We start from the raw sequence: 23,898 nt of genomic DNA on the forward strand, positions 1-23,898 counted from the left end.
TAATTTTAACTAACTAATTAAGACGATAACAAACTCGGAATCAAAACCTTTGATTATTATTGAATTAATGTCCGTGTTCCAGTTCGCCTTTTACCATTTCCGAAGACAGGTTATAAGCTCCGTTTATGACCACTTTGGCATCCTTTGAAACTTCGGCAGGAAGATTGACTTCAACAAAACCTAAATCAGTAATACCAACCGTTACGGGTATCATTTTGAATTTCATTTTGCCCGCTTCCATTTCTTCATCTTCATCCAAAATGAAAATGAAGGATTGCTCGCCTTCTTTTATGATGGCAGCTTCAGGAATAGCGAAACCTTTTTTCTCGCCCTGCACTATTCGCCCTTCCACGTACATACCTGGCAATAGGTTTTTATCCTTGTTTTCTATATCTGCCAAAACTTCCAAGGCTTTTGGTTCGGTGTTAAATGTTTTACCCACAGACCGAACGGTTGCTTTAAGCAGTTCATCTGGACGAGAGGCCGTTGAAAAATATATCTGTTGTCCTTTCTTGATTTGCTTTATGTCCTTCTCATATATTTTGAAGTTGACATAAATCTTTGAATTATCGCTTATTGAGAACATTTTGGATTGTTGCGCCACATAGTCGCCAAGGCTAATCATTACTTCATCCACGTAACCACTTATGGGCGTTGTAATGGGTACAGCGGAATATATTTGACCTTCAGCCACTTTGTCCGGATTAATGCCCAACAGTTTCAATTGGGAACGCAAACCATTGACGCTGGACGTTGTGGAACGAAATTTTGACTGCGCCATCTGAAATTCCTTGCCCGAAGAAACACCTTTGTCATAAAGGGTCTGCTTGCGTTCAAAATCCTGTTTCAAAAAGACCAGTTCGTCATTTTTTTCCTGATATTCCTGTTGCATTGCAATGATGTCTGGGTGTTCTATATATGCCAACACCTGCCCTTTACTTACGTTATCTCCGGGTATTACTTTTATGGAACTCACATTTCCACCAACAAACGGACTGATATTCGCCTTATCCTGTGGGAAAAGTTCCAGCGTACCTGTTACCTTAATGTTGTTCCCTAAATTCCGTTCCTCCAGAGGTTTCGTTTCCAAACCGATGGTTTCGGCCTGTTGCTTTGTAAGTTCCACAACGCCTTCTTCCTCGCTGTGACCACCTTCTTCGAATTGCTCCGTTTTTTCCGAAGATGCAATTTCTTCAGTATGACCTGATTCTGAATCTGCCTTATTATTGCAACCTATAAATAATGAGGTTACTAAAGCTAAACTAATTATAGATAAATATTTCATTTTATTTTTCATTTTATATTATAGATTGCCCAACTGATATTGTACCTCAATAGACTGCTGGTTATACTGATTGATGTATTGTAAATGGTTTTGTTTAATACGGATGGCGCTGTTGAGAATTGTGATGTAATTGACGTAATCTATTTCGCCTTCTTTAGAAGCCAACTGCGCTGTGGTAATTTGTTCTTCTGCCAACAATAGTGCGCCTTCTTCGTAATATTGCAAAATCTTCTTGGTTTTTTCGAGTGATTTGGCCAATTGCGACACGCGACTTTCTGTAACCGCTTTTTGCTCCAAATATTGACTCTCTGCAACCATTGCGTCTGCCTTCGCTGCCTTGACTCTTGACTTCTGCGGAAAAAACCATAACGGAATGCTAATACCTGCCTGATAGGTATTAAATCCTGAAACATCATCCACAACCTGCCTACCATACGATAAACTGAATTTTGGTAGGAATTGCGATTTTTCAACGCCCACATTTGCTTTACTTACTTCGGCATTCTGCAAGGCATATTGCAACATTGGGTTATTGGCAACCGAAGCTGAATCCAATGTTGCGATAAAATCCAATGGCTCGTAAGAACCATCTACCGTTTCAATGGATTCGTCCGTTCCCAAATATTGTTTTAAGGCACGTTTGGCAATTTCAATATCATCATAGGCTTGTTGCCTTAACACTTGAATCTGTTGAAATTCGGAAGAGGCTGCAATAAATTCCAACTTGCCTGTTTCTCCAGTGTCATACCGAAGTTGGGCAGCGGCCTTAAAATTGGCATAAGTACTGTCCAATTGATCAGCAAAACGCAACTGTGCCTTGTAATAATTAATTTGGTCATAGGCTTGCATCACATTGCGCACCAACTGTTGTTCACTGGCCACATAAAACTTTTCTCCCAAGGCAATGCGCTCTTTGTAAAACTTCGATTTTGAAAATCCTGAAAGCAAATCAATGTTGCCTTGTTGCACACCAACGGTTGTCTGAACGCCAGGAAGACTATTGCCATATTCTTCCTTGCCCGTGAAAACTTGAGTGCTACCAAGGTCAAAACTCGTTCCCTTTAGTGCCTTTTCCCGTTCAATAAATGCCTGACTCTCCTTAAGCGATGGATAATTCTGCTTTGCCATCGCAATAGCCTCATCTACAGTCAAGGTTTTTGGAATTGTGCCATTTGGACTGGTGTTTTGGGCAATAGCAGTTCCCGAAGCCATCAAACCACCAACCATCAATAGTACGGTTACAATGTTCGTGGATTTGTTGATGTAGCTTACATCTCCACCAGTATTGTTTCGTTCCTTTCTCGATTCAAGCCAAAAATAAAGAATAGGTATAACCACCAAGGTCAGAAATGTTGCCGTAAGCATTCCACCAATGACTACTGTTGCCAAGGGGCGCTGTACTTCTGCACCACCAGAGGTGGAAACCGCCATGGGTATAAAACCCATAATTGTTGTAATGGCTGTTAATAAAATTGGACGTAAACGTTCATGTGTAGCTTCGTATATACGTTTTTTTATATCTGTCATTCCACTGTCTTTTAGTTCATTGAATTTGTTTATGAGTATGAGTCCGTTTAATACGGCAACTCCGAAGAGCACGATAAACCCGACTCCCGCAGAAATACTGAAAGGCATTCCACGAATCAACAAGACGAAAACGCCACCAATGGCTGCCAAAGGCACTGCCATATAGATCATCATAGCTTGTTTAAATGAATTCAAAGCAAAGTAGAGCAGAACAAATATTGTTAATAGAACTATTGGGACTACAATCATCAATCGGTTTGAAGCTCGTTGCAGGTTTTCAAATGACCCTCCGTAAGTAACATAATAACCTGCGGGCAGTTTTACTTCCGTTTCCAGTTTTTGCTGAATTTCCTCGACCATCGATTTTACATCGCGTCCACGAACATTGACCCCTACCGAAATACGTCGCGAGGTATTATCCCTTGAAATCTGCATTGGCCCCGGTTTGTAGCTAATATCAGCCACTTCCTTTAATGGTACTTGTGCACCGTTTGGCAAATCGATATAAAGATCTTTTAAGCTGTTGATATCTTGTCGATATTCCTCTGCCAAACGAATGACCACATCGAATCGTTTTTCCCCTTCAAAAATGACTCCTGCCTGTTCTCCAGAAAATGAAGCACTTACATAATCATTCAGCTTGTCAACGGTTACACCGTATTGTGCCATTTTTGCCCGGTTATACACCACTGTCATTTGTGGCAAACCGCTTGTAGCTTCTACATTGAGGTCAGCCGCTCCGGGAACGGTTCTGATGACCGCTGCGATTTCCTGTACCTTGTCTGCCAAAACGCCTAAATCTTCTCCGTACAGTTTGATTGCCACGTCCTCACGAACCCCTGTAAGCAATTCATTAAAACGAAGTTCTACAGGTTGGGTAAACACGAAATTTACGCCGGGAACTACTGAAATTTTTTCCTGTATTTTTTCTATCAGTTCTTCTTTACTATCTGCGGAAGTCCATTTACTCTTATCTTTTTCAAGAATAATATAACTATCGGCAATATCCATAGGCATCGGGTCTGTCGGTATTTCGGCCACACCAATCCTAGAAACTACTGTTTTTACTTCCGGAAACTCATTGATTAACTTCTGAAGTTTCTCTGAAGCCTCAATAGATTCTGTAAGACTGCTCCCCGGTTTTATCAATGCTTGAAATGCAATATCGCCTTCATCAAATTTAGGGACAAATTCTGCTCCCATATTGCTGAAAATAAATCCTGAAATCAAAAGCAAGGAAACCGCGCCTATAACCACACCTGCCCGAAAGCGAAGTGCAAAATTTAATATAGGCAGATAGATACGATTCAGAACATCCATAATTTTATCACTGAACCTATCAATCTTGTTTTCAAACTTGGCGAACCAACTATTTTGATTTTTAGCAGGTTTTAAAAATAATGATGACATCATTGGCACGTAGGTAAGACAAAGGATAATCGCTCCTAAAACGGCAAAACCAAATGTAAATGCCATTGGCCGGAACATTTTCCCTTCCACACCGGTCAAAAAAAGAATCGGTGTAAAAACTATAAGAACAATTAGTTGACCGAAGAAGGCAGAATTCATCATTTTACTTGAAGAATCATAGGCGATTTCATCCATTTCAGCTTGGTTGATGGCGGTTGTGGATTTTTTCATCCGTTGATGAATGTGGAAAACCGCTCCTTCCACGATAATCACCGCTCCATCTACAATAATTCCAAAATCGATCGCACCCAAGGACATTAAATTTGCCCAAATGCCAAATTGTTTCATCAAAATAAATGCAAATAATAGACATAAAGGGATTATCGAAGCTGCTATCAAGCCACCACGGAAGCTTCCCAAAAGTAAGACCAAAACAAATATGACGATTAGGGCTCCTTCTATTAGATTGTTTTTAACGGTACTTGTGGTTGCCTCAATAAGTTCACTTCGGCTTAAAAAAGCATCAATATAAACACCTTCCGGCAGGGATTTTTGAATTTCTACAATACGCTTTTCCACATTTTCAATCACGTCGCCTGGGCTTTCGCCTTTCAGCATTAAAATTTGTCCACCAACAGTTTCGTGTCCATCTTGGGTAAACGCACCATAACGCACTTGATTACCATAGCCTACTTTTTCCGCGACATCACGTATTAAAACCGGGCTTCCATTTTGTGTGGTTACAACCGTGTTTTCCAAATCGGCAATACTTCGTGCCAGCCCTTCGCCACGGATAAAATTGGCTTGGTGGTTTTTTTCGATATAAGCTCCACCAGTATTGGCATTGTTCACTTTAAGGGCCTCAAAAACCTGATTCATTGTAATGCCAAAACTTTTTAGTTTATCAGGATTTATGGCAACTTCGTATTGTTTTACATAGCCTCCAAAGGCATTGACCTCAACGACTCCGGGGACTAGTGCCATTTGGCGTTTAACAATCCAATCTTGGATGGTACGAAGCTCCATTGCGTCATATTTGTCTTCATAGCCTTCTTTTACTTTTAAGGTATATTGAAAAATTTCGCCCAGACCTGTTGTTATGGGTGCCATAAAAGGTGTGCCGAAACCTTCAGGGATTTCTCCAGCAACTTCGGTCAATTTTTCCTGTACCAATTGCCTTGGCAGATAGGTTCCAGCCTCATCCTTAAAGACAATGGTAACCACCGAAAGACCAAAACGGGACACCGAACGCAGCTCGATCACGTCGGGGAGGTTGGCCATTGCCAATTCTACGGGAAAAGTTACAAATTGTTCAATATCCTCTGTGCCAAGGTTTGGCGCAGTAGTAATCACTTGAACTTGATTGTTGGTAATATCGGGTACAGAACCCAGATTTATAGTGGCCATAGACCAAATGCCCGTACCCACAAGAGCCACTATAAAGAGGCCAATAATAAACTTGTTATTAATGGAAAATGAGATGATTTTGTTAATCATAGAAAAAGTATTAATTCAGTTTAAACATCGCAATGCAAAGAGATGCAATGCGTTTATGATGCGATACTTACTTTGAAAAGCATCACGGTAGGATATAGCTATCCTAAAAAAACTGAATTATACTTTAGGGGGTTGGAAAAGCGATTCCAGATATCTGGAAGTGAAGTTTACTTTATGTAAGTTAAACTGTTTTTTATCTTCAAACTTTAGTCGATTGGTTAAAGCCGAACTGTTGTTCGCAATAATTAATACTAAAGGGTGACAACATTGATGATGGGAATGGCTTGGTGTATTCTCCTTATCTGGGTTATTATGATGCCCTTCATTTTTTGCATCGTTGTCGATGTAATCTTCAACTACATATTCAAGGAAAGAGTCTCCATAAACTTTATGGTCTTGATAATGGGTAATAATGCTTGAAATTTCTTTAATTGGCCCACAAAAGTCCATATCAATGCTAATTCCCTGAAAAAAGGATAAAATAGACATTGATATAGAAAAGAATATTTTCATAAAGTTTCACAAAGATACAAATTAATCGATGCACAGGTTGTGCAAAAACTATGGTTGTTCTTTATTTACTAATTTTAGTTAACCTTAAATATAGATTTTGCCTCTCTATAAATCCGTTCAAAATTGAGCTTTAATTCATCGGTTGTAAAATGTTGATGAGGATTTGGTATTTCTCTTTTAATCGTTTGTAGTTTAAATTGAACTCTTTTATCTTTGCCATCAGCAAAAGTTATAAACTCGCCTTGTTTCAAACGAAAGAAAACATCTGCTCTACGTTTAGAAACTTCTTTTTCGCCTGTGGTAATTCTCGTATCAAAATTTAGATTGTGTCCACGATTTATACTTGTGGTTTCCTTACGAACAATCTCAAAGAAACGCTCATAATATTTTGCAGTATCTGGGTCATTAACTTTGCCGAAAAACTGATAGGAAAGATTGCTCAAAATAGCCTTACTCGCTTTGTCTCCATATAGCATATCATTCTGAATTTTATCCTGCATCACGTAAATTGTGGCAATATCATAGCTTCTTAAAGTTGCGGGAATGCGGTGCATATTAAGCAGCTTTATGGTTGGGGCTTCTTCCATCATTAAAAATGACGACTGTTGACCTCTCACGCTCATTTGCTTGATGACTGTGTGCATAATTGCAGCGATGATAGGCGAGTAAGCTGATTCATATTTGGGATGGTTCACGATGCAGATAACAGCAGGATTGTCCTTGCTGTTGATATTCAATGGTACTTCATCTTTTGACAAAGCCATAAACAACTGTTGTGAACCTATCTTTTTAAAGGCATTGGCCAATGTGCTTTTCACACCTGCCGTTTGTTTGTCAGAATCCATTCCGTTGATAAAAGCACTTGCCATACTTCGGGAAGTGATATTTGAGCTCACAAAAGTAACCAACTGTTTGGTAGTCATCGATTGAAAAATAGCAATCAAATGGGGCAGGGTGCAATATTGAGGATAGGACGTTTTTAGTTTCCAAATCATTCCACCCATCAAACCTTCAACAGCATCACTGAAGAATTTTGTGGTACTGTTTGTACTGGATTCGTTGAACTCCAAAAGATTTTCAATGAGTACCTTGGATAATTCATTCACACTTTCCTCATTGGGCAAATATCTTGGGGTAATTGGGTTTACACAATAATGGATTTGGTCAAAAGCTATGGTATAGAATTTAATATCCTTTTCTTTAAATAATGGGTAGGCAATTTCGGTAAGTTCAAAATCCTTGTAATCGTGTATGATACCACAAAATTGATGGGTACTAAAATGCTGTAAAAAATTATAGATAACACTTTCTGTTTTACCGCTTCCCGCAGAGCCAATAATCGATGCACCTCGCTTGATATTTTCGATTTGAAATTTTCCACGACGAAGTTTAAAGCGTACCTGATATTTCTTATCTCCGTTTTTGGGCTCTTCTTGATGAAGAAACACATATAAAACTGTACTGACAAACAATACCGGAACAACAATAAAAAGGATGATATGTGGTATTGACATACTCATATCCCAATAGAACCCGACTGTATTGCTCGGTCAATCCCTTTTTTAAACTTGTTGATTATCTTTAATGCCAACTGTACTTTGTTTGTTGGAATATTCATTATGGGCACACCAGATTTGGCAAGTATTTTATAGGCAGTTGCCTTTTCATTGGTTGGCAATCCCGAAAGAATTGAGAAATACAACTTTGGATTTTTCAGGAATGTTTTACGTGCCTTATAAGTTTCAACATAGTTTCGTTTGTATTGAAATAGAGTGTCAAACGTTTTTTCAGAAGCCTTAAAGAATTTGTCCCTATCAAAACCACGTTTTACAGGTTTGCCATTAAAAACGGTTTCCGAAGCTTTGTACTTGCTACCAGGGGACAAACTGTATTTATTGGACATATCCTTTCTGCTCACAATAATATGGATATGGCTTTGAGAGCCTTCTTTAGGCATCCCTCTAACAATGCGTTTTCCATCTTGTTGATGTGGTGCTTCTTTTTCCAATCGGGACATCGTTTGCTGTAATTTTTTGATGTTGCCTTCTAATTCGCCACTTTTAATTTTCCGGATATCGTTCTTAATTTGAAGTATCTTGGTGGCATAAGGTTGGTTCTCCTGAATTTTCCTATCCGTTCCCTTATACGTACGCTGATGCTCAATTTTGGCATAGTATATAATGTCATCTACAGTAACAGCTCGTCCGTTTATTTCCCGATTAAAAGATTTAGCGTACTCTTTCATCAATTCTCGGGTGTACTTTTTCAGTTCCTCGGAATGATTTTGCAATCGCTTCAATTCATAAGCACTCGGATTGACTGTAATGGAATAAAACTTTGGTTCGGTCTTTTTGAGTTTAGCCGTATTTCCGTCAATTTCTTTAATGACTTCCTTACCTGATATTTCTTCGCCATACTGATTGAAAAAATGTTCCATTTCATCAATGGATTTGTCATCGTTTTCTTTTTCGAGATAAGCGACAAAATCGGAAACGCTCTGTGCATAATTGCCATCTAATGTCTGTTTGGTTACTGTGATATACATTATAATTTTTGTTTAATGTTTTCAAATTCATCTTTGCTTAAATCCAGTTTTAAATAGCCACCTCCAAAACTGCTTTTAACATAAGTGGTCTTATCAATGATTTTTTCTAAATCATATTTTACGGAATGGAATTGTTGTTGAACTTCTTCGTACCGATTTCGATAATGATTCAGTTCCTCATTTTCTGTAATCAATTCCTGTTGTTCAAATTCAAATAATTCTTCTTGTGGTTCTTCCTCTTTTGGGTTTTCTTGGAAAAGCAATTCCAACATTGCATTGGTAGGCTTGGTCTGGTTTTTTTCAATATCTCTAATAATAGCTACAAGTGCATTGATTCGTTTTTTTAAGCTATTCTCTAAAGTCTTCATATTTGCACCCAAAGATTCATTTGGGGATAGCTCGTTCAAATCGAAAAAGTTCATCATTGCTTCCAACGTATCAGTATGTGAATGGGTAATTTCCTTGGAAAATTTCCGAAAGCGAGTTGCCACTTTAGGTTTAATACTAATGGCAGAAAAACTGTATTTCTTTTGATGATTTGAACTCATTTACTGTAAAAAATTGCCGTTTTATAGGGGTTTCAAAAGGATTTACTGTAAAACTTTGTTATTTCTCTATTTTATATAACCAGTAATTATTTGAATATCAAATAATTACAACTAAAAACCAATCGTTAACATCGCCTTGGCGTGTTACCCTCTTGCTTCTCAAATTCGTCCCGCAGGGACAAAATTTTTCAAACAACCTGACTGAAAAGTCAGTTGCTTTTTTTCGGAATAAAAAATTCCGATATGTTTAATTTTTGATGGGTATCATTATCGGCGAAAGTCAAATCAAAATGGGATAACGATACTTTAAATTGATACTGCTAACAGTCTTTTAAAGATATTCTATTTAGATATAATATTGAAATACAGATTGTTTCCAAATGGTTAGTTTTGATACCAAAAAATAGGATTTTTATAAAAAAGTAAATTTAAGACGTCGAGTTTTTGAATATTGGCTCTTGTAAATTTGAAAAAAGTAAAGCACAAAAAAAGACCTCTGAAAGTTCAAAGGTCTTAATTCTTGTTTTTATTTTAGATGTTAAAAACGTACTGATATGAATATAGATTTTTTATCGCTTCTTCGTCCAATATCTTATCATAATCCATATGATGTTCATTGGCGTAGGCTTTAAGGTCGTTCCCAAATTTGCTTTCTATATCTTCTTTTGAAACGGAAAGTAGATGTTGTTGGGTTTCGTCATCGAGGTTGTTATAATTTAGATAAATCATAGCCTTACTTTTTAATATTCGCTTGTAAGCATCAACGTATTATCCACAAAATACAACCGTAGTTCATCCAAAGGAAAATCGGTAAAATTGTATCGGTGTATTTCAAATATATTCCCATTTCCATCGCTGTAAATTATTTCAGCTTCATAGCCTGTATAATCCTGTTCCTCTTCCGATAGCCTTTTAAAATCTATTGTTATAAAATGGCTTCGGTTTAGCAAACTTTTGGCGATTACTGAAACATCGGTAATGAGCCAAAAACACTCTGCTACGTTGGCTAAATATTTCAGTCCGTTTGTAAATCGGGTGCGTATTAATGGGATTTGATAGAACATTTCAGAACCGTGAAAATGTTGCAATCCTTCTTTTATTTCGTTAACTTGTGCTTTCATTGTTATATCTTTTTAGAATTAATGATGAAAAGAAGAGGGCACAAACTAATTGAAAACTGGTATTAGTGCCCTCTTTACTTTTTACTTACTACCTAATAATAGGATTTCATCGGCTATCACTTCGGTAACATAGCGTTGATTGCCATCGTCCGTGGTATAGGTTCGGGTCTTTAGTTTTCCAACAACTCCGATTTCTTTGCCCTTTTCGGCATACTTTTCGATAATTTCAGCAGTTTTGCCCCAAGCGACAACGGTGTGCCAATTGGTATCCGTTTGCTTTTCGCCCTTGCCGTTTTTGTAGTATTCATTGGTTGCCAATGATAAACGGGCTACTTTCTTACCGCTTTCAAGGTTCGTAATAGTTGGTTCTTGCCCAACATTTCCAATTAACTGTACGTGATTTTTAATAGTACTCATAATAAAAGATTTAAAAGATTAATATTTCCCTTTTTGATTTAAACTGAATTAAATTTTAAGGGGTGTTTGTATGATTTCTTTCGTGCTCCGCACAATGGATGAAGTGGGTTTTGTCAAGACTTTTAGGGAATAAATCAGGTGTGTTTGCGACGTAGTAAAAACCTTGGATTTTCAAGGAAGTAGAAACCTTATTTTTGCCTAAAACTTGTACAGTCTTGACAAGTTCCATAATGGTATTAGCAATTCTTATAAAGCCATTTGTGACGAGAGCGTACCGACAGTTAAGCGAACAGAGCAAATGGCTTTATTTTAGAATTGGTTATGCCATACCTGTTTTTCGCTGTCCCGAAAAACAACAATGGCTTCATCCATTATAAACCCCTTAAAATGTGTGAGGCAAAGGTTCGGTTTTTAAGAATTATCGAGTAAAGACCAAAGTAGGCTTTGCCGTTAATTCTGTTAAGAAAATCGAGGCTTTGACTTTCCGATTACAAGCGGACTGGATTCACGGTTTTGGTTTGGGAATGTAGCGTTCCTTCCCAGCGAAGCGGGAAGGGGAAGCGGAATGGAAAACCAAAAACGGGAATTGGGTCCAAGATTTTTTATAGAGAAGCTCTTTGCCCGAAATGTAGCTTTTTGCGAAATGTAGCGGGAAAGTGCTGAACGGATTATAGAACCAAATTATTCTTTTGAAGTAGGATTTAAAGCGGACTTGACTTTAAAGATGTAGATTGGAATAGAGTTTGACCACTTCCCGAATTTTCTCGGGAATGAGTGGGCAAGTGGAATGGAAATCGGAATCTTTGAAGTTGTGTCCAAGACCTTTTTTGAGTGAAGCTCTTTTTCCAAAATGTAGAGCAACGAAATGTAGGGAAATGTGCTAAACGGAATAATATGGCAGAAGTATAATTAAAAATCCAGTTTAGTTAGGTACTGGATAAACCTTTAACAATGTTTCTTTAAACCATTGCATATATTTCATCAAACAAAACCTTATCCAACCTTTCCTGTTGCGAAAAGGTCTTTTTCAAGGTATTGTGAAGCATCCAATTAAAGGCGTTATAACCTACCCATAAATTTGGTTTTGAATAAGCTGGAAACGGTTCATCGTTGATAAGCTCTATAACCTCACGGGATTTTTTTGATGGGTCATCGTTTTTGTCGCTACATTCATATCGGAACAATTTCGTTTTTTCCAATATGTCTTTTACAAATGCCTTGGTATCGATAAGTTCGATTTCTTCCATTTCCCTGAATTTCCTTGTGATTTCGTAGTATTCATTATTTAGAAACTTATCAAATAGCAAGTTCAATTTCGGCATTATTAAATCTGTATTGTTTTTGCTGTGCTTTATTGAAAATGCTATTTCTGATTGAGCAACGTGCAAGCCATTGGTGCATACTTCTCTATAAAATCCAAAATGCCCGGAAGTCTTTTCGCTTCCGTCATAGGAATTTTTGAAACGCAACATCGGTAATATCTTATCCTGTTCATTCTTCAACGAAAACTGATTATGGTCCTCGATTATAAAGTCGGCAATGAAAGACCTGTCATTTCTGTTAATCGTGCGTTTATGATATTTCAGATTGGCATCCAGTAATAGCTGTTCGGCTTTTTTGAAAAACAATTCATTTGGAATATGGCCATAACTGTTCGAGACCACATTCACAATTTTGTCATTGGAAATAACGGCATTTTCAAGTCCTCTTCGAGACTCCATACCAGTAATAATTTTTAACGATTTCATTTCATTTGAAACGAAAATTTCATCTTGTTGTAAACGATTTAAATACATAATATTTGATTTTAGACCTGTCTGAAGACAGATATGATTAAAAAAAGAAAGCCTACTCTTGCGAGCAGGCTTTCACATTTGAAGACATTAGCTTCATTAAAGTTCAAATTTTAGAATCTGTTCTTCAATCTCTGATTTACGTTGTTCCAAAGTGGACTGTAAATGTGTAGTTACCAACTTGATTAAATTCGTGTTGGTCGTCTTGAATTCCAGATTACGTGAGTCCCTTATATGGAAGGAACTCGAACCATCCTGATTGTAATTGAACTTGGTAAGCTCGTTCAATGTTTCCGTCAACCGTTCACGTTGATTAGCCAGACCTCTCAATTTTTCAAACTTTTGAATTCTGTCATCCAAATTAATCTCTGGTTTTTTGGCTACCACGAGCTTTTCCGGTGTAACAGCTTTTCCGATAGCTTCCTCGGTCAACTTCTTTTGAACTTCCTTTTTAACGGTTGCATTTACTTTTTTTGCTGTTCCGTTTGATTTTACTTTTGTTTCCATAATTAAATGATTTTAGATTAAACAATATTTGAGCAAAACCCAAACGGAAGACAAAATTTTAGAGTGGAAAGGAAACGGAATAAATAAGCGAGGGAAGAAGCGATGGCTTTATGCCGTCCCTTTTCCGAAAAATATTTTGCGACGTTTATATTTCGGTAATATTGTATGAATACTCTCTACCTCAAATTTTTCTATAGAAGTTCATCACTTAAAAGACCTAGAAATAGTTGATTACTCGATTTAATGTGTTTCCAGAATGATTAACTTAAAGATATTTAGTAGAAATGATAAGGCATAATGAACCAAATTTGAAGCAGTATTAAGAGTCATAAAATAAATGACTTTTTATGTTGGTTTGAAATAATACAAATTATATATTTGCACCATCAGAAAGTAAAGCTTTTTACTTTAAGTTCATTTATCATATCGTCAACAAATCGGCTAACAGTTAGGTTCCGGAATCTGTAAATAGTTGATATATATAATATTATGGGGAAAGGGTATAATCCTGCCACCCCGACTATAGAAGCTGAACAATTTTGTTCAGCTTTTTTTTGTGCTTAATTTTTTTTGAAGCATTATTTCTCATATTAAAAAGAATAAAATTACAATCACATATATTTTATCGGTAAAAATTGCATTTTATCGATATGGGTTTTATATTAGCCCAATTCAATAAACGAAAAAATTTAGGTTTTAATGTTGATTATGAATAATGTAAAGAGCCCATATTTAGACTTGCAGCCTTTAAAAGAGGACACTAAAAATAACAAAGACATATATGTAAAGCTCATTGAGCTATTTTTAATGAGTATTGATGAGTATATCGAGGTTATGGATAAGGAGTTAAACACATTAAACTGGCCTAAATTGTTTAGTGTAACCCATAAAATGATTTCCAGTATAAGGATGTTTGGCGCTTCTGGGCTTGAACCCATAATGCTTGAATTGGAGTGTGATTTTAGAGACCAAAATAACTTAGAACGTATTCATAAACACGTAAATTCTACCTTAAATATATTTAATCAAGTAAAAAAAGAATTGCAAACAGAACTTAAATTAATTGAAAATGACGAAACATAAAATTGTTATAGCAGAGGATAATCCTACACTTTTATTGTTGTTAAAGTTTAAATTAGAAAATGAGGGGTTTGAGTTGCTTACTGCATCAGATGGAAAAGAAGCAATGGCATTAGTAGAAAACCAAAATCCAGACTTAGTTTTAACCGATATTATGATGCCATTTAATGATGGCCTTGAGGTGATAAGCCATATAAGAAACAAACTAAAAAAAGAAACTCCGGTTATTATTTTTTCAACTGCCGGTCAAGAACAAATGGTTCTTAAGGCTTTTGAACTTGGTGCCAATGATTTTATGCCAAAACCATTTAGTCCAGAAGAACTAATTGTTAGAGTAAAACGCTTTTTAAACTAAGATAATTTATTAAAGCCTGTTTAACGGATATTTTACTTAGTTTAAGTATTTATCTCTTAAATCTAAAACAGTATCTTTTGTAAGTGGCTTGCTTAGAAAATCTTTAATATGAGTGATTTTATTGGCAAGGTTTTTATCATCAGGGTTTAAAGATGAGGTTAACATAATTATAAGGTGTTTTCCTTTTTGGTCATCAGAAATCTTATCGTATTCTTCAATAAATTCGAAACCATTCATGGCCGGCATATTAATATCAAGAAAAATCAAATCTGGTTGGGGGTATGAGTTTTCTTTTGAGTTGTAAAACCCTTTAGAGGTTAAGTAGTCTAATCCTTCTTGACCGCTTTGAACGGCATGAATAGTGTCGGTAACATTTGCTAAACCAATAATTATTTTATGGAATTCGTTTGTTGCTTTGTCATCATCTATTAGTAAAATAGAATTAAATTTTTTCATGTTTTTTTATTTGTTTAAATATAGTGAAATAAAATGTAGACCCTTTATTTAGCTCAGATTCAATCCAGATTTTCCCTTGGTGCATTTCAACAATTTTTTGGCAAACGGATAGCCCAATTCCAGTACCTTTGTAATCGTCTTTATTGTGCAAACGTTGAAAAATAACAAACACTCTTTCAAAATGTTTAGCCTCCATACCGATGCCATTATCGGAAACGGAAAACAACCAATAATCGGATTGCTCTTTTATTTTTATTTCGATGCGTGGTGATGTGTCTTGTTTTCTAAATTTTAGTCCATTACTAATTAAGTTTTGAAATAGCTGCTTCAATTCAAATTCTACACCATTAATAACGGGTAATTTATCAGATGTAACGGTTGCATTGGTTTCGTTAATTATCAGCTCAAAATCCAATAAAATATCATTTACCAATGTATTGCAGTCAACCTTTTTTATTGGTCTTTCTTTACCTAATCGGGAGTAATCCAATAAATCCTTTATTAAAGTCTTCATTCTTAACGATGCGTCTTCAACATGTTTCATGTATTTTAAGGCTTCATCGTCTAATTGCGTTTTATATAATTCTCCAACCAATCCAATATAGCTAGACATGGTTCTTAACGGTTCTTGTAAATCATGAGATGCCACATAAACAAATTGTTCGAGTTCCTTGTTCATCAATTTTATTTGATTAATCTGCTGCTCCTGCTCGCTAAAACTCTTTTTAAGTGCCACGCTCATTTTATTAAACGAGTTACCTAGGTCTGCCAGTTCACTATGGCCTTTAATTTGGATTTGCTCGTTTAATTTACCTTGACTAATTTTTAATGCCGCTTTTTTGAGCTTGAAGATAGGGTTTGCAATAGAGTAAATTACTTGTATGGTAATAAGTAAGCCTAATATAATACCTACCAGTCCTGTAACGAAAATGATTTTTGATACGGAATTTAAATTTCTTGATAGTTCTATGCTATAGGTTTCAAAAGAACGGTTATAGTTCATGTGGAGTTGCCTTATATCTCTATCTAACGAGGCGTACAAATTGTCGATATGATTTTCCCATATCTCTTTTACTTTATTTGAATTTGTTTGGTTGTTAAATTGGTTAGTAAGAAGGTTGTTTATTTTGTTTGATGCTTCTATGAGTGCATCTGTATTAATAATTACTTTCTCTATAAGCGCTCTATCTACAGCGGTTTCGGGTAAATCTTCTTTTAAAATATACAGCTCTGTTTTAATATGTGTAAGTTCTACCTCAATAATGCCTTTAAATCTGTTAATGGTGTTTATTTGGTCGTTGCCATTTAGCCTGTTACTGGTTATTAGGTTTAATTCCTTATTTATAGATTCGTATTTGGTTAAAATGTTTATTGCAGGCGTTATTTTAGATTGAAGCGTGCTATAGGTTTGGTTGGCGCGATAGGTGATGACGTAATTCAGGATAATCTGAGTGAGTAAAACCAATATTAAAACACTAAAGGCTAAAATTAATTTTTGTTTTATTTTCATACTAAAGCGATGCTATCGTTTAACTTTAACCGTTGGGTTTTTTTTAGACTCGTATTTGTATAATGAGAAATAAATTCCTTTTGATGCGCCCTCATTTGTAATGGCTATATTTCCGCATATTCCTTGAAAATAATGAACACGATATAGCGAGGTTCTAAGCCAATCATCAAAGGATTGGTCTTTTTTCTTGTCTTTATTTATGTTTCTCAATTGGGTTAAAACCAAGTTCATGGCATCATATGCCTGCATGGGTGGCCATATGGAAGTTGGTTTTTTACCATACCTGTTTTTAAACGCAGTTAAAAATTCATTGGCCAAAATGTAATTGCCATCCGAAATGGTAAAGAAAGGGTATTCGGTATCAACAATGGCACCTTCAGAGTTTGTATAAAACTCGGGGTCTAGTAATACCGTCGAACCAAAAAACGGAGCGATTATCCCTAGTTCTCTCGCTTGTTTCATGGCAAAACCAAATTCCTTGTAACCAAAGAAAACATAAGCATCATAATTAGCTTCTTTTAAAGCTTGTAGTTGACTTGTAAAATCGACTTGCCCTTTATCGGTCGTGATAATTTTAAGGTGTAAGTTATGGTCTTCTAAAAGCCGTTTTACTTCGTTGGCACCTCGCGTCATAAAATCATTCGGATATTGAAAAAGTGCTACTTTTTTAAAGCCCAATTCAATAAGCCTAATTGCTACAAGCCCATTGGCTTCTTCTGTAGATTTTGCAATATTAAATGTGTTTTTATTTAATGAGGACAGTAGTTTATCATTGTTTAATGGGTTGATAAGAATAACCTTATCTTCAATAATTTTATCTTGTACGGCAACGGTTCCGTCGGTATTGCTAATAAAAAGGACGTCAATATTATGCTTGTCCCGTAAATTCTTGTACGCCGGAATAGCGTTATCTTTTTCCCATTTATCATCTTCAATAAATAAGTTTACTTTGGGTTCGTTATCTAATCGCGAAACGTTGTATTGCTCTACGGCAAGTTGCATGGCTTTAGATGGGTCTACACCCAAATCGGTGGCTCTAACCGATAGCGGGCCTATGTAACCGATGTTTATTTCTTCAATTTTTGAGGTATCACAGCTATTAAAACTTGTTGCGATAAGTAGTGTGATTAAGAAAATGTAAATTGATTTCATACTGTTTAGCTTTTTTAAAACGTCATTTTATATTCTAATCCATAACCAAGGCCGTAATTATTACTTGGTAAAAAATCGTTTTTTCTATATTCCAAGGCTATTAAAGAAGCCTTAATACCACAACATTTATTGTTTTGTTTGGCGTAAAATATGCTTAAATCTGTTTTGATTTCCAGGTTGTAAAAATTTGATCCAGAAAAATATAGAAGTTTATAAAATAATTTTGCTAATACACTTGTAGGTAGTGTTTTAGTGTGCGTTGAATTAATAGTCAAGTTAATTGTTTTTTAGGGCGATAATTTATTGCTCCGGCAATATAAAATATTTTATGCAATATTAAACATTTAAATTAATTGATACACTTCTGATGGGTTACAACTTGAGTTGTTTGTGTCTATAAACCTACTCTATCTTTTAATAAAAACTGTTGATAACTTCTATGTAAGCATTGAGGCAAAAAAGCTACTTTTGTACCTATTAAAATTTTTTAAATATGTCTGATACAATTGAAAAAGTAAAATGCTTAATTATAGGGTCTGGACCTGCAGGTTATACAGCTGCAATTTATGCAGCTCGCGCTAATATGAAACCCGTTTTATATCAAGGAACTCAACCTGGTGGACAATTAACAACCACCAACGAAGTTGAAAATTACCCCGGGTATCCCGATGGTATAACGGGGCCAGAAATGATGATTGAATTCCAAAAGCAAGCTGAACGTTTTGATACCGATGTGCGTAACGGATGGATTACCAAAGTGGATTTTTCGGGTGATGTGCACAAGGTTTGGGTAAATGATGAAAAGGAAATCCATTGTGATACCGTTATTATTTCAACAGGAGCATCAGCGAAGTATTTAGGCTTAGAATCAGAACAAAAATATTTAAACCTCGGTGGCGGTGTTTCGGCTTGCGCGGTTTGTGATGGGTTTTTCTATAAAAACCAAGAAGTTGTTATTGTTGGCGCCGGAGATTCAGCTTGTGAGGAAGCTCATTACCTATCAAAACTCTGTACCAAAGTAACTATGTTGGTAAGACGCGATGTGTTTAGAGCCTCAAAAATTATGGCGGCACGAGTAAAAAACACCGGAAACATTGAGATATTATTCAATACCGAAACCGATGAGGTTTTAGGCGACGGACAAGTGGTAACTGGCGTTCGTGTGTTCAACAATAAAACCAATGAAAAGCACGAGATTCCAGCAACAGGATTTTTTGTAGCCATTGGCCATAATCCAAATACAGAAATTTTTAAGGATTACTTAAATTTGGATGAAACAGGTTATATTATTAATGTGCCTGGAACATCAAAAACAAATGTTGATGGTGTTTTTGTGTCCGGTGATGCGGCAGATCATGTTTACCGACAGGCCGTAACAGCTGCAGGAACAGGCTGTATGGCAGCTTTAGATGCAGAGCGTTATTTGGCTGCAAAAGAAGGCTAAATAAATAAAGGAGAATCAGTTTATTGATTCATTTTAATCGTGTTCACAGTCAGTTGTTGTAAGGCTTGGAAATTGATTAATTTGATTCAAGTTTTATCGATGCTATTTTAAAAGTGTTAGTTTATGTCCAATACGTTAAAAAAAATGTTTCGAAAGAAACCAAGCACATCCAATCTCGAGGCCTATTTCAAGCCTTTCAGAGAGCAGATTATTGGCATAAACCAAACCTTTGAATCGCCATACGGCCAAAAGAAAATTATTTATGCCGATTGGACCGCGAGCGGAAGACTTTACAAATCCATAGAAGATAAACTACTTAACGATATAGGGCCATACGTGGCCAACACACATACCGAAACATCCGTTACGGGTTCGGCAATGACCTTAGCCTATCACGATGCGCGACACATCATTAAAAAGCATGTCAACGCTTCAAAAGACGATGTTCTCATTACCGTTGGCACGGGCATGACCGGGGCGATTAACAAGTTCCAGCGTATTTTGGGGCTAAAAATAAACGAAAACCTAAAGGACCACACACAGGTTCCGGAGGAGAAACGCCCCATTATTTTTGTGTCCCACATGGAGCACCATTCCAATCAAACCTCATGGTTGGAAACCATTGCAAGGGTTAAAGTGATCCCTTCAAACGATGAGGGTTTGCCCTGCATCAATAAATTAAAGGAATTAATTGAAACGCATAAGGATTGCCCCATAAAAATTGCGGCCATTACAGGTTGCTCCAACGTTACGGGCATCCGTACAAACTATCACGACGTGGCTCGTGTAATGCACCAAAACAATGGCCTGTGCTTTGTGGATTTTGCGTGTTCGGCACCGTATGTAAGCATCAATATGCACCCAGAAAACGAGGATGCGTATTTGGATGCCATTACCTTTTCCCCACATAAATTTTTGGGTGGCCCGGGATCGTCGGGAGTTTTAATCTTCAACAAAAAACTGTATAAAAATCTGGTACCGGATAACCCCGGTGGCGGAACGGTGAGCTACACCAACCCTTGGGGGGACCACGATTATATTGACGATATTGAAACACGTGAAGACGGCGGAACCCCCGGTTTTTTACAAGCCATTAAAATAGCGCTGTCCATTCGATTGAAAGAAAAAATGGGTGTTAAAAACATTTTGGACAGGGAGCACGAGCTCAATGCCATTATTTTTAAACGCCTTAAAAACATTGAAAACCTACGTATTCTCGCCGAAAACCACACCGATAGATTGGGCGTGTTTTCATTTTATATTGAAGATGCGCATTACAATTTAATAGTAAAACTTTTAAATGACAGGTTTGGTGTGCAAACCCGTGGCGGATGTAGTTGTGCCGGCACTTACGGGCACTATTTGCTGAATGTGGATGAGCCCACATCAAAATCCATAGAGAAAAAAATACTCGATGGCTGCCTTATCGAGCGCCCGGGCTGGGTGCGCATGTCCATTCACCCAACGATGACCAACAACGAAGTGCACCTTATTTGCGATGCCATTGAGGCGGTTTCCAAAAACCATAAAGATTGGGGTAAGGATTATGAATATAGCGCCATTAAAAATGAATTTATCCATAAAGGAAACCATCACATTGAAAAAGATATTATTCGAAATTGGTTTAAATTATAGTTAAAAACGAAATTGTAATTTTAATTATTTTTCAATTGTAATAAGCACAGTAAACAACTCCGAAATAACACTGTTTTGGAGTTTTTTTATGGAGTAAAACCATGTAAAAAATGCCATTTGTTATTGCTTTTTTGTCTTACAAAAAACCATACAAAAACCATACAACGTATTAAAGAATGTAATTAGTTAAAGGATTTGTGCTATATTGGTAACGCAACATTAACTGCATTACTCTTGAAAAAATTATTTTGCCTTACTACACTATTATATTTTTTGTGCTCATTTATATTGGTTGCACAAGAAATGCCTCCCATTGATATTTACACACCAAAATCTTACGGCGCAGAAAATCAAAACTGGTCCATTGCGCAATCAAAAGACAAGTATATTTATGTTGGCAATAATAAAGGTCTGCTGGAATTTAATGGTGCCAATTGGCGTTTATACCCATCGCCAAACGAAACTATAATTCGATCTGTTAGTGTTTTTGACGATGTTATTTACACCGGTTGTAGTAAAGAGTTCGGTTATTGGCAAAGAAACAAGTTTGGAGATTTATTTTACACTTCGCTTTCGCAAAAGCTTCAAATCGAATTTTTAGAAGAGGAAGAGTTTTGGAATATAATAAATCTGGACGAGTACATTTTGTTTCAGTCTTTAGAAAGAATTTACATCTATAATAAAAACGATGCAACGTATTCCGTGATTGAGTCTGAGACCACCATTTATAAAATGTTCAAGGTAAACGGTAGTATTTATTTTCAGCAAACCAAGAATGGCTTGTATAAAATTGAAAATGGCAAGTCTAAATTAATTTCAAACCATGCGGTATTAAAAAATAATTTATTGGTTAGTGTTTTCAACCATAAAGAAAAACTTTTAATAGAAACTGAAAACAAAGGCTTTTACATTTTGGATAACAACAAACTTGAGCAGTGGGATATCCCTGCATATAAATTGGTGCCCGAAAGTGGTGTTTATCGAAGTGCGAAATTGCGAGATGGCAGTTTTGTGCTTGGAACCCGATCGAATGGGATTTTTCATTTAACCGAAGATGGGGAAATCATTTATCACATCAACATCATTAACGGTTTAAGCAATAATACGATACATGCCATTTTTGAAGATGCCGAAAACAACATTTGGCTCGCTTTGGATAACGGTATTAATTGTATAAATATTAAGTCTCCCTTTAGGATTCATAACGATAAAGAAGGGAAAATTGGTACCGTGTATGCATCGGCAGTGTATAAAGATTACTTGTATTTAGGCACCAACCAAGGCTTGTATTTTAAGTCTTTTAATTCTGATGATGAATTTGAATTTATTGAAGGTACACAAGGCCCTGTGAGATGTTTGGTAGAACTTAACGATACCCTGTTTTGCGGGCACGATACCGGCACATTTATTATAGACAAAAATAACGCGGATTTGGTTGTTGATATTCAAGGGACATGGAATATTATACCCATTAATAATTCCAAGAACCTATTGCTTCAAGGTAATTACGACGGACTAAATGTAATTGCGAATGTAAATGGCAAATGGGTTTTGAGAAATAAAATAGAAGGCTTTGATATTTCAAGTAAGTTTTTTGAAATTTATAATAACAATATTTTTGTAAGCCACGAGTCCAAAGGCATTTATAGACTAAAAGTTGATGAGGATTTTACAAAAGCTACCGAAGTTATCAAGGATTCAACGATTGGAAAAGGATTGAATTCTAGTGTGATAAGGTACAATGATGCCATCTTTTACGCCTATAAAAAAGGTGTTTTTAGGTACCATCCTGAAGAAGCGCAATTTGTTAAAGATTCTGTTTTAAATGGTTTGTATTCGCAAGACGAATATACCTCTGGAAAGCTCATATCGGACAGAAAAAACAACATCCTTTGGAGCTTTTCCAAAAAAAATCTGAGCTATGTTTCCCCGGGAAAACTGAGCAGTGTGCAAAAAGTAAAAAAAATATCTTTATCTACGGCATTGCCCAAAGGTTTAACAGGTTACGAAAACATTTCATATTTACAAAACAACAAACATTTAATAGGCACATCAACAGGTTACCTTGTTTTGGATTTGGATAAGTTAAAAGAAAAAGAGTATAGCGTATCCATAAATTCAATAACAAAAAGCGATTTAAAAGATAGCCTTCAAGTTGTAAACAAGCATATTGACGGCAGTTTTAAAAACAAGAATAATAGTATAGAATTCACATATAGTGTTGCAGAATTTAATAAATATTTAGACACCGAGTATCAATACCAATTAAAAGGCATTTATCCTGAGTGGAGTAATTGGTCTGCCAACTCAAGTGTCCTTTTTAAAAACTTGCCTTATGGCGATTACGTTTTTAACGTTAGGGCTAAGGTGGGTAATACAGCAACAAACAATACGGCAACATATAGTTTTACCATTGGAAGACCATGGGTTTTATCAAACGTGGCCATCGCTATTTATGTATTCTTATTTTTATTGATTACCTTATTAATGCATAATTTGTACAAGCGGCACTATAGAAAACAACAAGCAAAGTTAATGCAAAAAGCGGCCAGGGATTTAGAGTTAAAGGAACTGGAGAATCAACAACAGCTGATGCGCTTTAATAATGAAAAATTAAGACAAGATATTGAAAGTAAAAACCGAGAGTTAGGCATCTCTACAATGAGTTTAATAAAGAAGAATGAGTTTTTAAATAATTTGAAAAAGGAATTAAAAAGCGTTTCGGAAAACGATAAAAACTTGAAATCTGTAATTAGAATTATAGATAAAAACCTGAACAACACAGACGATTGGCATGTATTTGAAGAGGCGTTTAATAATGCCGATAAAGACTTCTTAAAAAAGATCAAGGCCATACATCCTTCGCTTACCTCAAACGATTTAAGGCTTTGTGCTTATCTGAGGTTAAATCTTTCATCAAAAGAAATAGCGCCACTGCTTAATATTTCACCAAGAAGTGTTGAAGTAAAACGATATAGATTGCGAAAAAAAATGGATTTACCGCGCGAGTCCAGCTTAACAAATTACATTCTTGAAATTTAGGTACTATACATTAATATTTTAGACCTATACAACACCACAACATTTATAAAAATAACGTTTA

General features: G+C 36.1%; 20 protein-coding genes. 5 read left to right on the top strand and 15 right to left on the bottom strand.

Annotated elements, in window-relative coordinates; genetic code table 11:
- Positions 1-64 precede the first annotated feature (64 nt).
- The 11 genes from RNZ46_RS12290 to RNZ46_RS12340 all read right to left on the bottom strand — a co-directional run bounded on the left by RNZ46_RS12290 (position 65) and on the right by RNZ46_RS12340 (position 13,163).
- Positions 65-1,285: an efflux RND transporter periplasmic adaptor subunit gene (locus tag RNZ46_RS12290; protein WP_316982466.1), complete on the bottom strand. Its 1,221-nt coding sequence runs from the start codon at positions 1,283-1,285 to the stop codon at positions 65-67.
- 18 nt (positions 1,286-1,303) lie between these two features.
- Entirely contained in the window at positions 1,304-5,719 is a 4,416-nt protein-coding gene (locus tag RNZ46_RS12295) for a CusA/CzcA family heavy metal efflux RND transporter (RefSeq protein ID WP_316982467.1), read from the bottom strand.
- A gap of 117 nt (positions 5,720-5,836) precedes the next feature.
- A complete protein-coding gene (locus tag RNZ46_RS12300; protein WP_316982468.1) occupies positions 5,837-6,208 on the bottom strand; it encodes a hypothetical protein in 372 nt (123 codons plus the stop codon).
- A gap of 98 nt (positions 6,209-6,306) precedes the next feature.
- Positions 6,307-7,752, bottom strand: coding sequence for a type IV secretory system conjugative DNA transfer family protein (locus RNZ46_RS12305; RefSeq protein WP_028281656.1), 1,446 nt, complete (start codon positions 7,750-7,752; stop codon positions 6,307-6,309).
- Positions 7,749-8,777 carry a MobB family relaxase gene (gene mobB / locus RNZ46_RS12310; protein WP_008992775.1) on the bottom strand — a complete coding sequence of 343 codons (1,029 nt, stop codon included), beginning with the start codon at positions 8,775-8,777 and terminating at the stop codon, positions 7,749-7,751. The genes RNZ46_RS12305 and mobB overlap by 4 nt, the downstream gene beginning before the upstream one ends.
- Positions 8,777-9,325: a BfmA/BtgA family mobilization protein gene (locus tag RNZ46_RS12315; protein ID WP_008992776.1), complete on the bottom strand. Its 549-nt coding sequence runs from the start codon at positions 9,323-9,325 to the stop codon at positions 8,777-8,779. The genes mobB and RNZ46_RS12315 overlap by 1 nt, the downstream gene beginning before the upstream one ends.
- Positions 9,326-9,856: 531 nt before the next feature.
- Complete coding sequence (locus RNZ46_RS12320; RefSeq protein WP_008992777.1) at positions 9,857-10,054, bottom strand: hypothetical protein; 198 nt, start codon at positions 10,052-10,054, stop codon at positions 9,857-9,859.
- A gap of 11 nt (positions 10,055-10,065) precedes the next feature.
- Complete coding sequence (locus RNZ46_RS12325; protein WP_025743391.1) at positions 10,066-10,446, bottom strand: DUF6876 family protein; 381 nt, start codon at positions 10,444-10,446, stop codon at positions 10,066-10,068.
- An 81-nt stretch (positions 10,447-10,527) separates the two neighbouring features.
- Positions 10,528-10,863, bottom strand: coding sequence for a single-stranded DNA-binding protein (locus RNZ46_RS12330; RefSeq protein WP_008992779.1), 336 nt, complete (start codon positions 10,861-10,863; stop codon positions 10,528-10,530).
- Between the two features lie 959 nt (positions 10,864-11,822).
- Positions 11,823-12,659: a DUF932 domain-containing protein gene (locus tag RNZ46_RS12335; protein ID WP_028281660.1), complete on the bottom strand. Its 837-nt coding sequence runs from the start codon at positions 12,657-12,659 to the stop codon at positions 11,823-11,825.
- 96 nt (positions 12,660-12,755) lie between these two features.
- Positions 12,756-13,163 carry a hypothetical protein gene (locus RNZ46_RS12340; RefSeq protein ID WP_025743398.1) on the bottom strand — a complete coding sequence of 136 codons (408 nt, stop codon included), beginning with the start codon at positions 13,161-13,163 and terminating at the stop codon, positions 12,756-12,758.
- A 708-nt stretch (positions 13,164-13,871) separates the two neighbouring features.
- Here RNZ46_RS12340 and RNZ46_RS12345 point away from each other — a divergent pair.
- A complete protein-coding gene (locus RNZ46_RS12345; RefSeq protein WP_316982469.1) occupies positions 13,872-14,246 on the top strand; it encodes an Hpt domain-containing protein in 375 nt (124 codons plus the stop codon).
- Positions 14,233-14,598, top strand: coding sequence for a response regulator transcription factor (locus tag RNZ46_RS12350; RefSeq protein ID WP_316982470.1), 366 nt, complete (start codon positions 14,233-14,235; stop codon positions 14,596-14,598). The genes RNZ46_RS12345 and RNZ46_RS12350 overlap by 14 nt, the downstream gene beginning before the upstream one ends.
- 36 nt (positions 14,599-14,634) lie before the next feature.
- On the opposite strand, the gene RNZ46_RS12355 is transcribed toward RNZ46_RS12350, so the two are convergent.
- From RNZ46_RS12355 to RNZ46_RS12370, 4 genes are read right to left on the bottom strand one after another with little or no spacing between them, the layout of a single operon-like run.
- Complete coding sequence (locus RNZ46_RS12355) at positions 14,635-15,054, bottom strand: response regulator (RefSeq protein WP_316982471.1); 420 nt, start codon at positions 15,052-15,054, stop codon at positions 14,635-14,637.
- The gene (locus RNZ46_RS12360) at positions 15,041-16,564 is read right to left on the bottom strand and encodes an ATP-binding protein (RefSeq protein WP_316982472.1); all 1,524 of its coding nucleotides are present in this window, start codon (positions 16,562-16,564) and stop codon (positions 15,041-15,043) included. Before RNZ46_RS12360 ends, RNZ46_RS12355 begins: the two co-directional genes overlap by 14 nt.
- Positions 16,565-16,576: 12 nt before the next feature.
- Entirely contained in the window at positions 16,577-17,716 is a 1,140-nt protein-coding gene (locus tag RNZ46_RS12365) for an ABC transporter substrate-binding protein (protein WP_316982473.1), read from the bottom strand.
- Positions 17,717-17,730: 14 nt separating this feature from the next.
- Positions 17,731-17,991: a hypothetical protein gene (locus RNZ46_RS12370; protein ID WP_316982474.1), complete on the bottom strand. Its 261-nt coding sequence runs from the start codon at positions 17,989-17,991 to the stop codon at positions 17,731-17,733.
- 218 nt (positions 17,992-18,209) lie between these two features.
- Between RNZ46_RS12370 and trxB the strand changes: the two genes are divergently transcribed.
- The 3 genes from trxB (at position 18,210) to RNZ46_RS12385 (ending at position 23,837) form a co-directional block, all read left to right on the top strand.
- The gene (gene trxB / locus RNZ46_RS12375; protein ID WP_316982475.1) at positions 18,210-19,160 is read left to right on the top strand and encodes a thioredoxin-disulfide reductase; all 951 of its coding nucleotides are present in this window, start codon (positions 18,210-18,212) and stop codon (positions 19,158-19,160) included.
- A gap of 144 nt (positions 19,161-19,304) precedes the next feature.
- On the top strand, positions 19,305-20,795 hold the full coding sequence (locus RNZ46_RS12380; protein ID WP_316982476.1) for an aminotransferase class V-fold PLP-dependent enzyme: 1,491 nt from the start codon (positions 19,305-19,307) through the stop codon (positions 20,793-20,795).
- Between the two features lie 273 nt (positions 20,796-21,068).
- On the top strand, positions 21,069-23,837 hold the full coding sequence (locus RNZ46_RS12385) for a helix-turn-helix and ligand-binding sensor domain-containing protein (RefSeq protein ID WP_316982477.1): 2,769 nt from the start codon (positions 21,069-21,071) through the stop codon (positions 23,835-23,837).
- The last annotated feature ends 61 nt before the right edge of the window (positions 23,838-23,898 follow it).

It is taken from the genome of Hwangdonia lutea (genome assembly GCF_032814565.1).
GTDB lineage: Bacteria > Bacteroidota > Bacteroidia > Flavobacteriales > Flavobacteriaceae > Hwangdonia > Hwangdonia lutea.

Coding starts and splice junctions, on each gene's coding strand:
- RNZ46_RS12290 (WP_316982466.1), bottom strand. CDS start 1,285: ATGAAATATTTATCTATAATTAGTTTAGCTTTAGTAACCTCATTATTT.
- RNZ46_RS12295 (WP_316982467.1), bottom strand. CDS start 5,719: ATGATTAACAAAATCATCTCATTTTCCATTAATAACAAGTTTATTATT.
- RNZ46_RS12300 (WP_316982468.1), bottom strand. CDS start 6,208: ATGTCTATTTTATCCTTTTTTCAGGGAATTAGCATTGATATGGACTTT.
- RNZ46_RS12305 (WP_028281656.1), bottom strand. CDS start 7,752: ATGAGTATGTCAATACCACATATCATCCTTTTTATTGTTGTTCCGGTA.
- mobB (WP_008992775.1), bottom strand. CDS start 8,777: ATGTATATCACAGTAACCAAACAGACATTAGATGGCAATTATGCACAG.
- RNZ46_RS12315 (WP_008992776.1), bottom strand. CDS start 9,325: ATGAGTTCAAATCATCAAAAGAAATACAGTTTTTCTGCCATTAGTATT.
- RNZ46_RS12320 (WP_008992777.1), bottom strand. CDS start 10,054: ATGATTTATCTAAATTATAACAACCTCGATGACGAAACCCAACAACAT.
- RNZ46_RS12325 (WP_025743391.1), bottom strand. CDS start 10,446: ATGAAAGCACAAGTTAACGAAATAAAAGAAGGATTGCAACATTTTCAC.
- RNZ46_RS12330 (WP_008992779.1), bottom strand. CDS start 10,863: ATGAGTACTATTAAAAATCACGTACAGTTAATTGGAAATGTTGGGCAA.
- RNZ46_RS12335 (WP_028281660.1), bottom strand. CDS start 12,659: ATGTATTTAAATCGTTTACAACAAGATGAAATTTTCGTTTCAAATGAA.
- RNZ46_RS12340 (WP_025743398.1), bottom strand. CDS start 13,163: ATGGAAACAAAAGTAAAATCAAACGGAACAGCAAAAAAAGTAAATGCA.
- RNZ46_RS12345 (WP_316982469.1), top strand. CDS start 13,872: ATGAATAATGTAAAGAGCCCATATTTAGACTTGCAGCCTTTAAAAGAG.
- RNZ46_RS12350 (WP_316982470.1), top strand. CDS start 14,233: ATGACGAAACATAAAATTGTTATAGCAGAGGATAATCCTACACTTTTA.
- RNZ46_RS12355 (WP_316982471.1), bottom strand. CDS start 15,054: ATGAAAAAATTTAATTCTATTTTACTAATAGATGATGACAAAGCAACA.
- RNZ46_RS12360 (WP_316982472.1), bottom strand. CDS start 16,564: ATGAAAATAAAACAAAAATTAATTTTAGCCTTTAGTGTTTTAATATTG.
- RNZ46_RS12365 (WP_316982473.1), bottom strand. CDS start 17,716: ATGAAATCAATTTACATTTTCTTAATCACACTACTTATCGCAACAAGT.
- trxB (WP_316982475.1), top strand. CDS start 18,210: ATGTCTGATACAATTGAAAAAGTAAAATGCTTAATTATAGGGTCTGGA.
- RNZ46_RS12380 (WP_316982476.1), top strand. CDS start 19,305: ATGTTTCGAAAGAAACCAAGCACATCCAATCTCGAGGCCTATTTCAAG.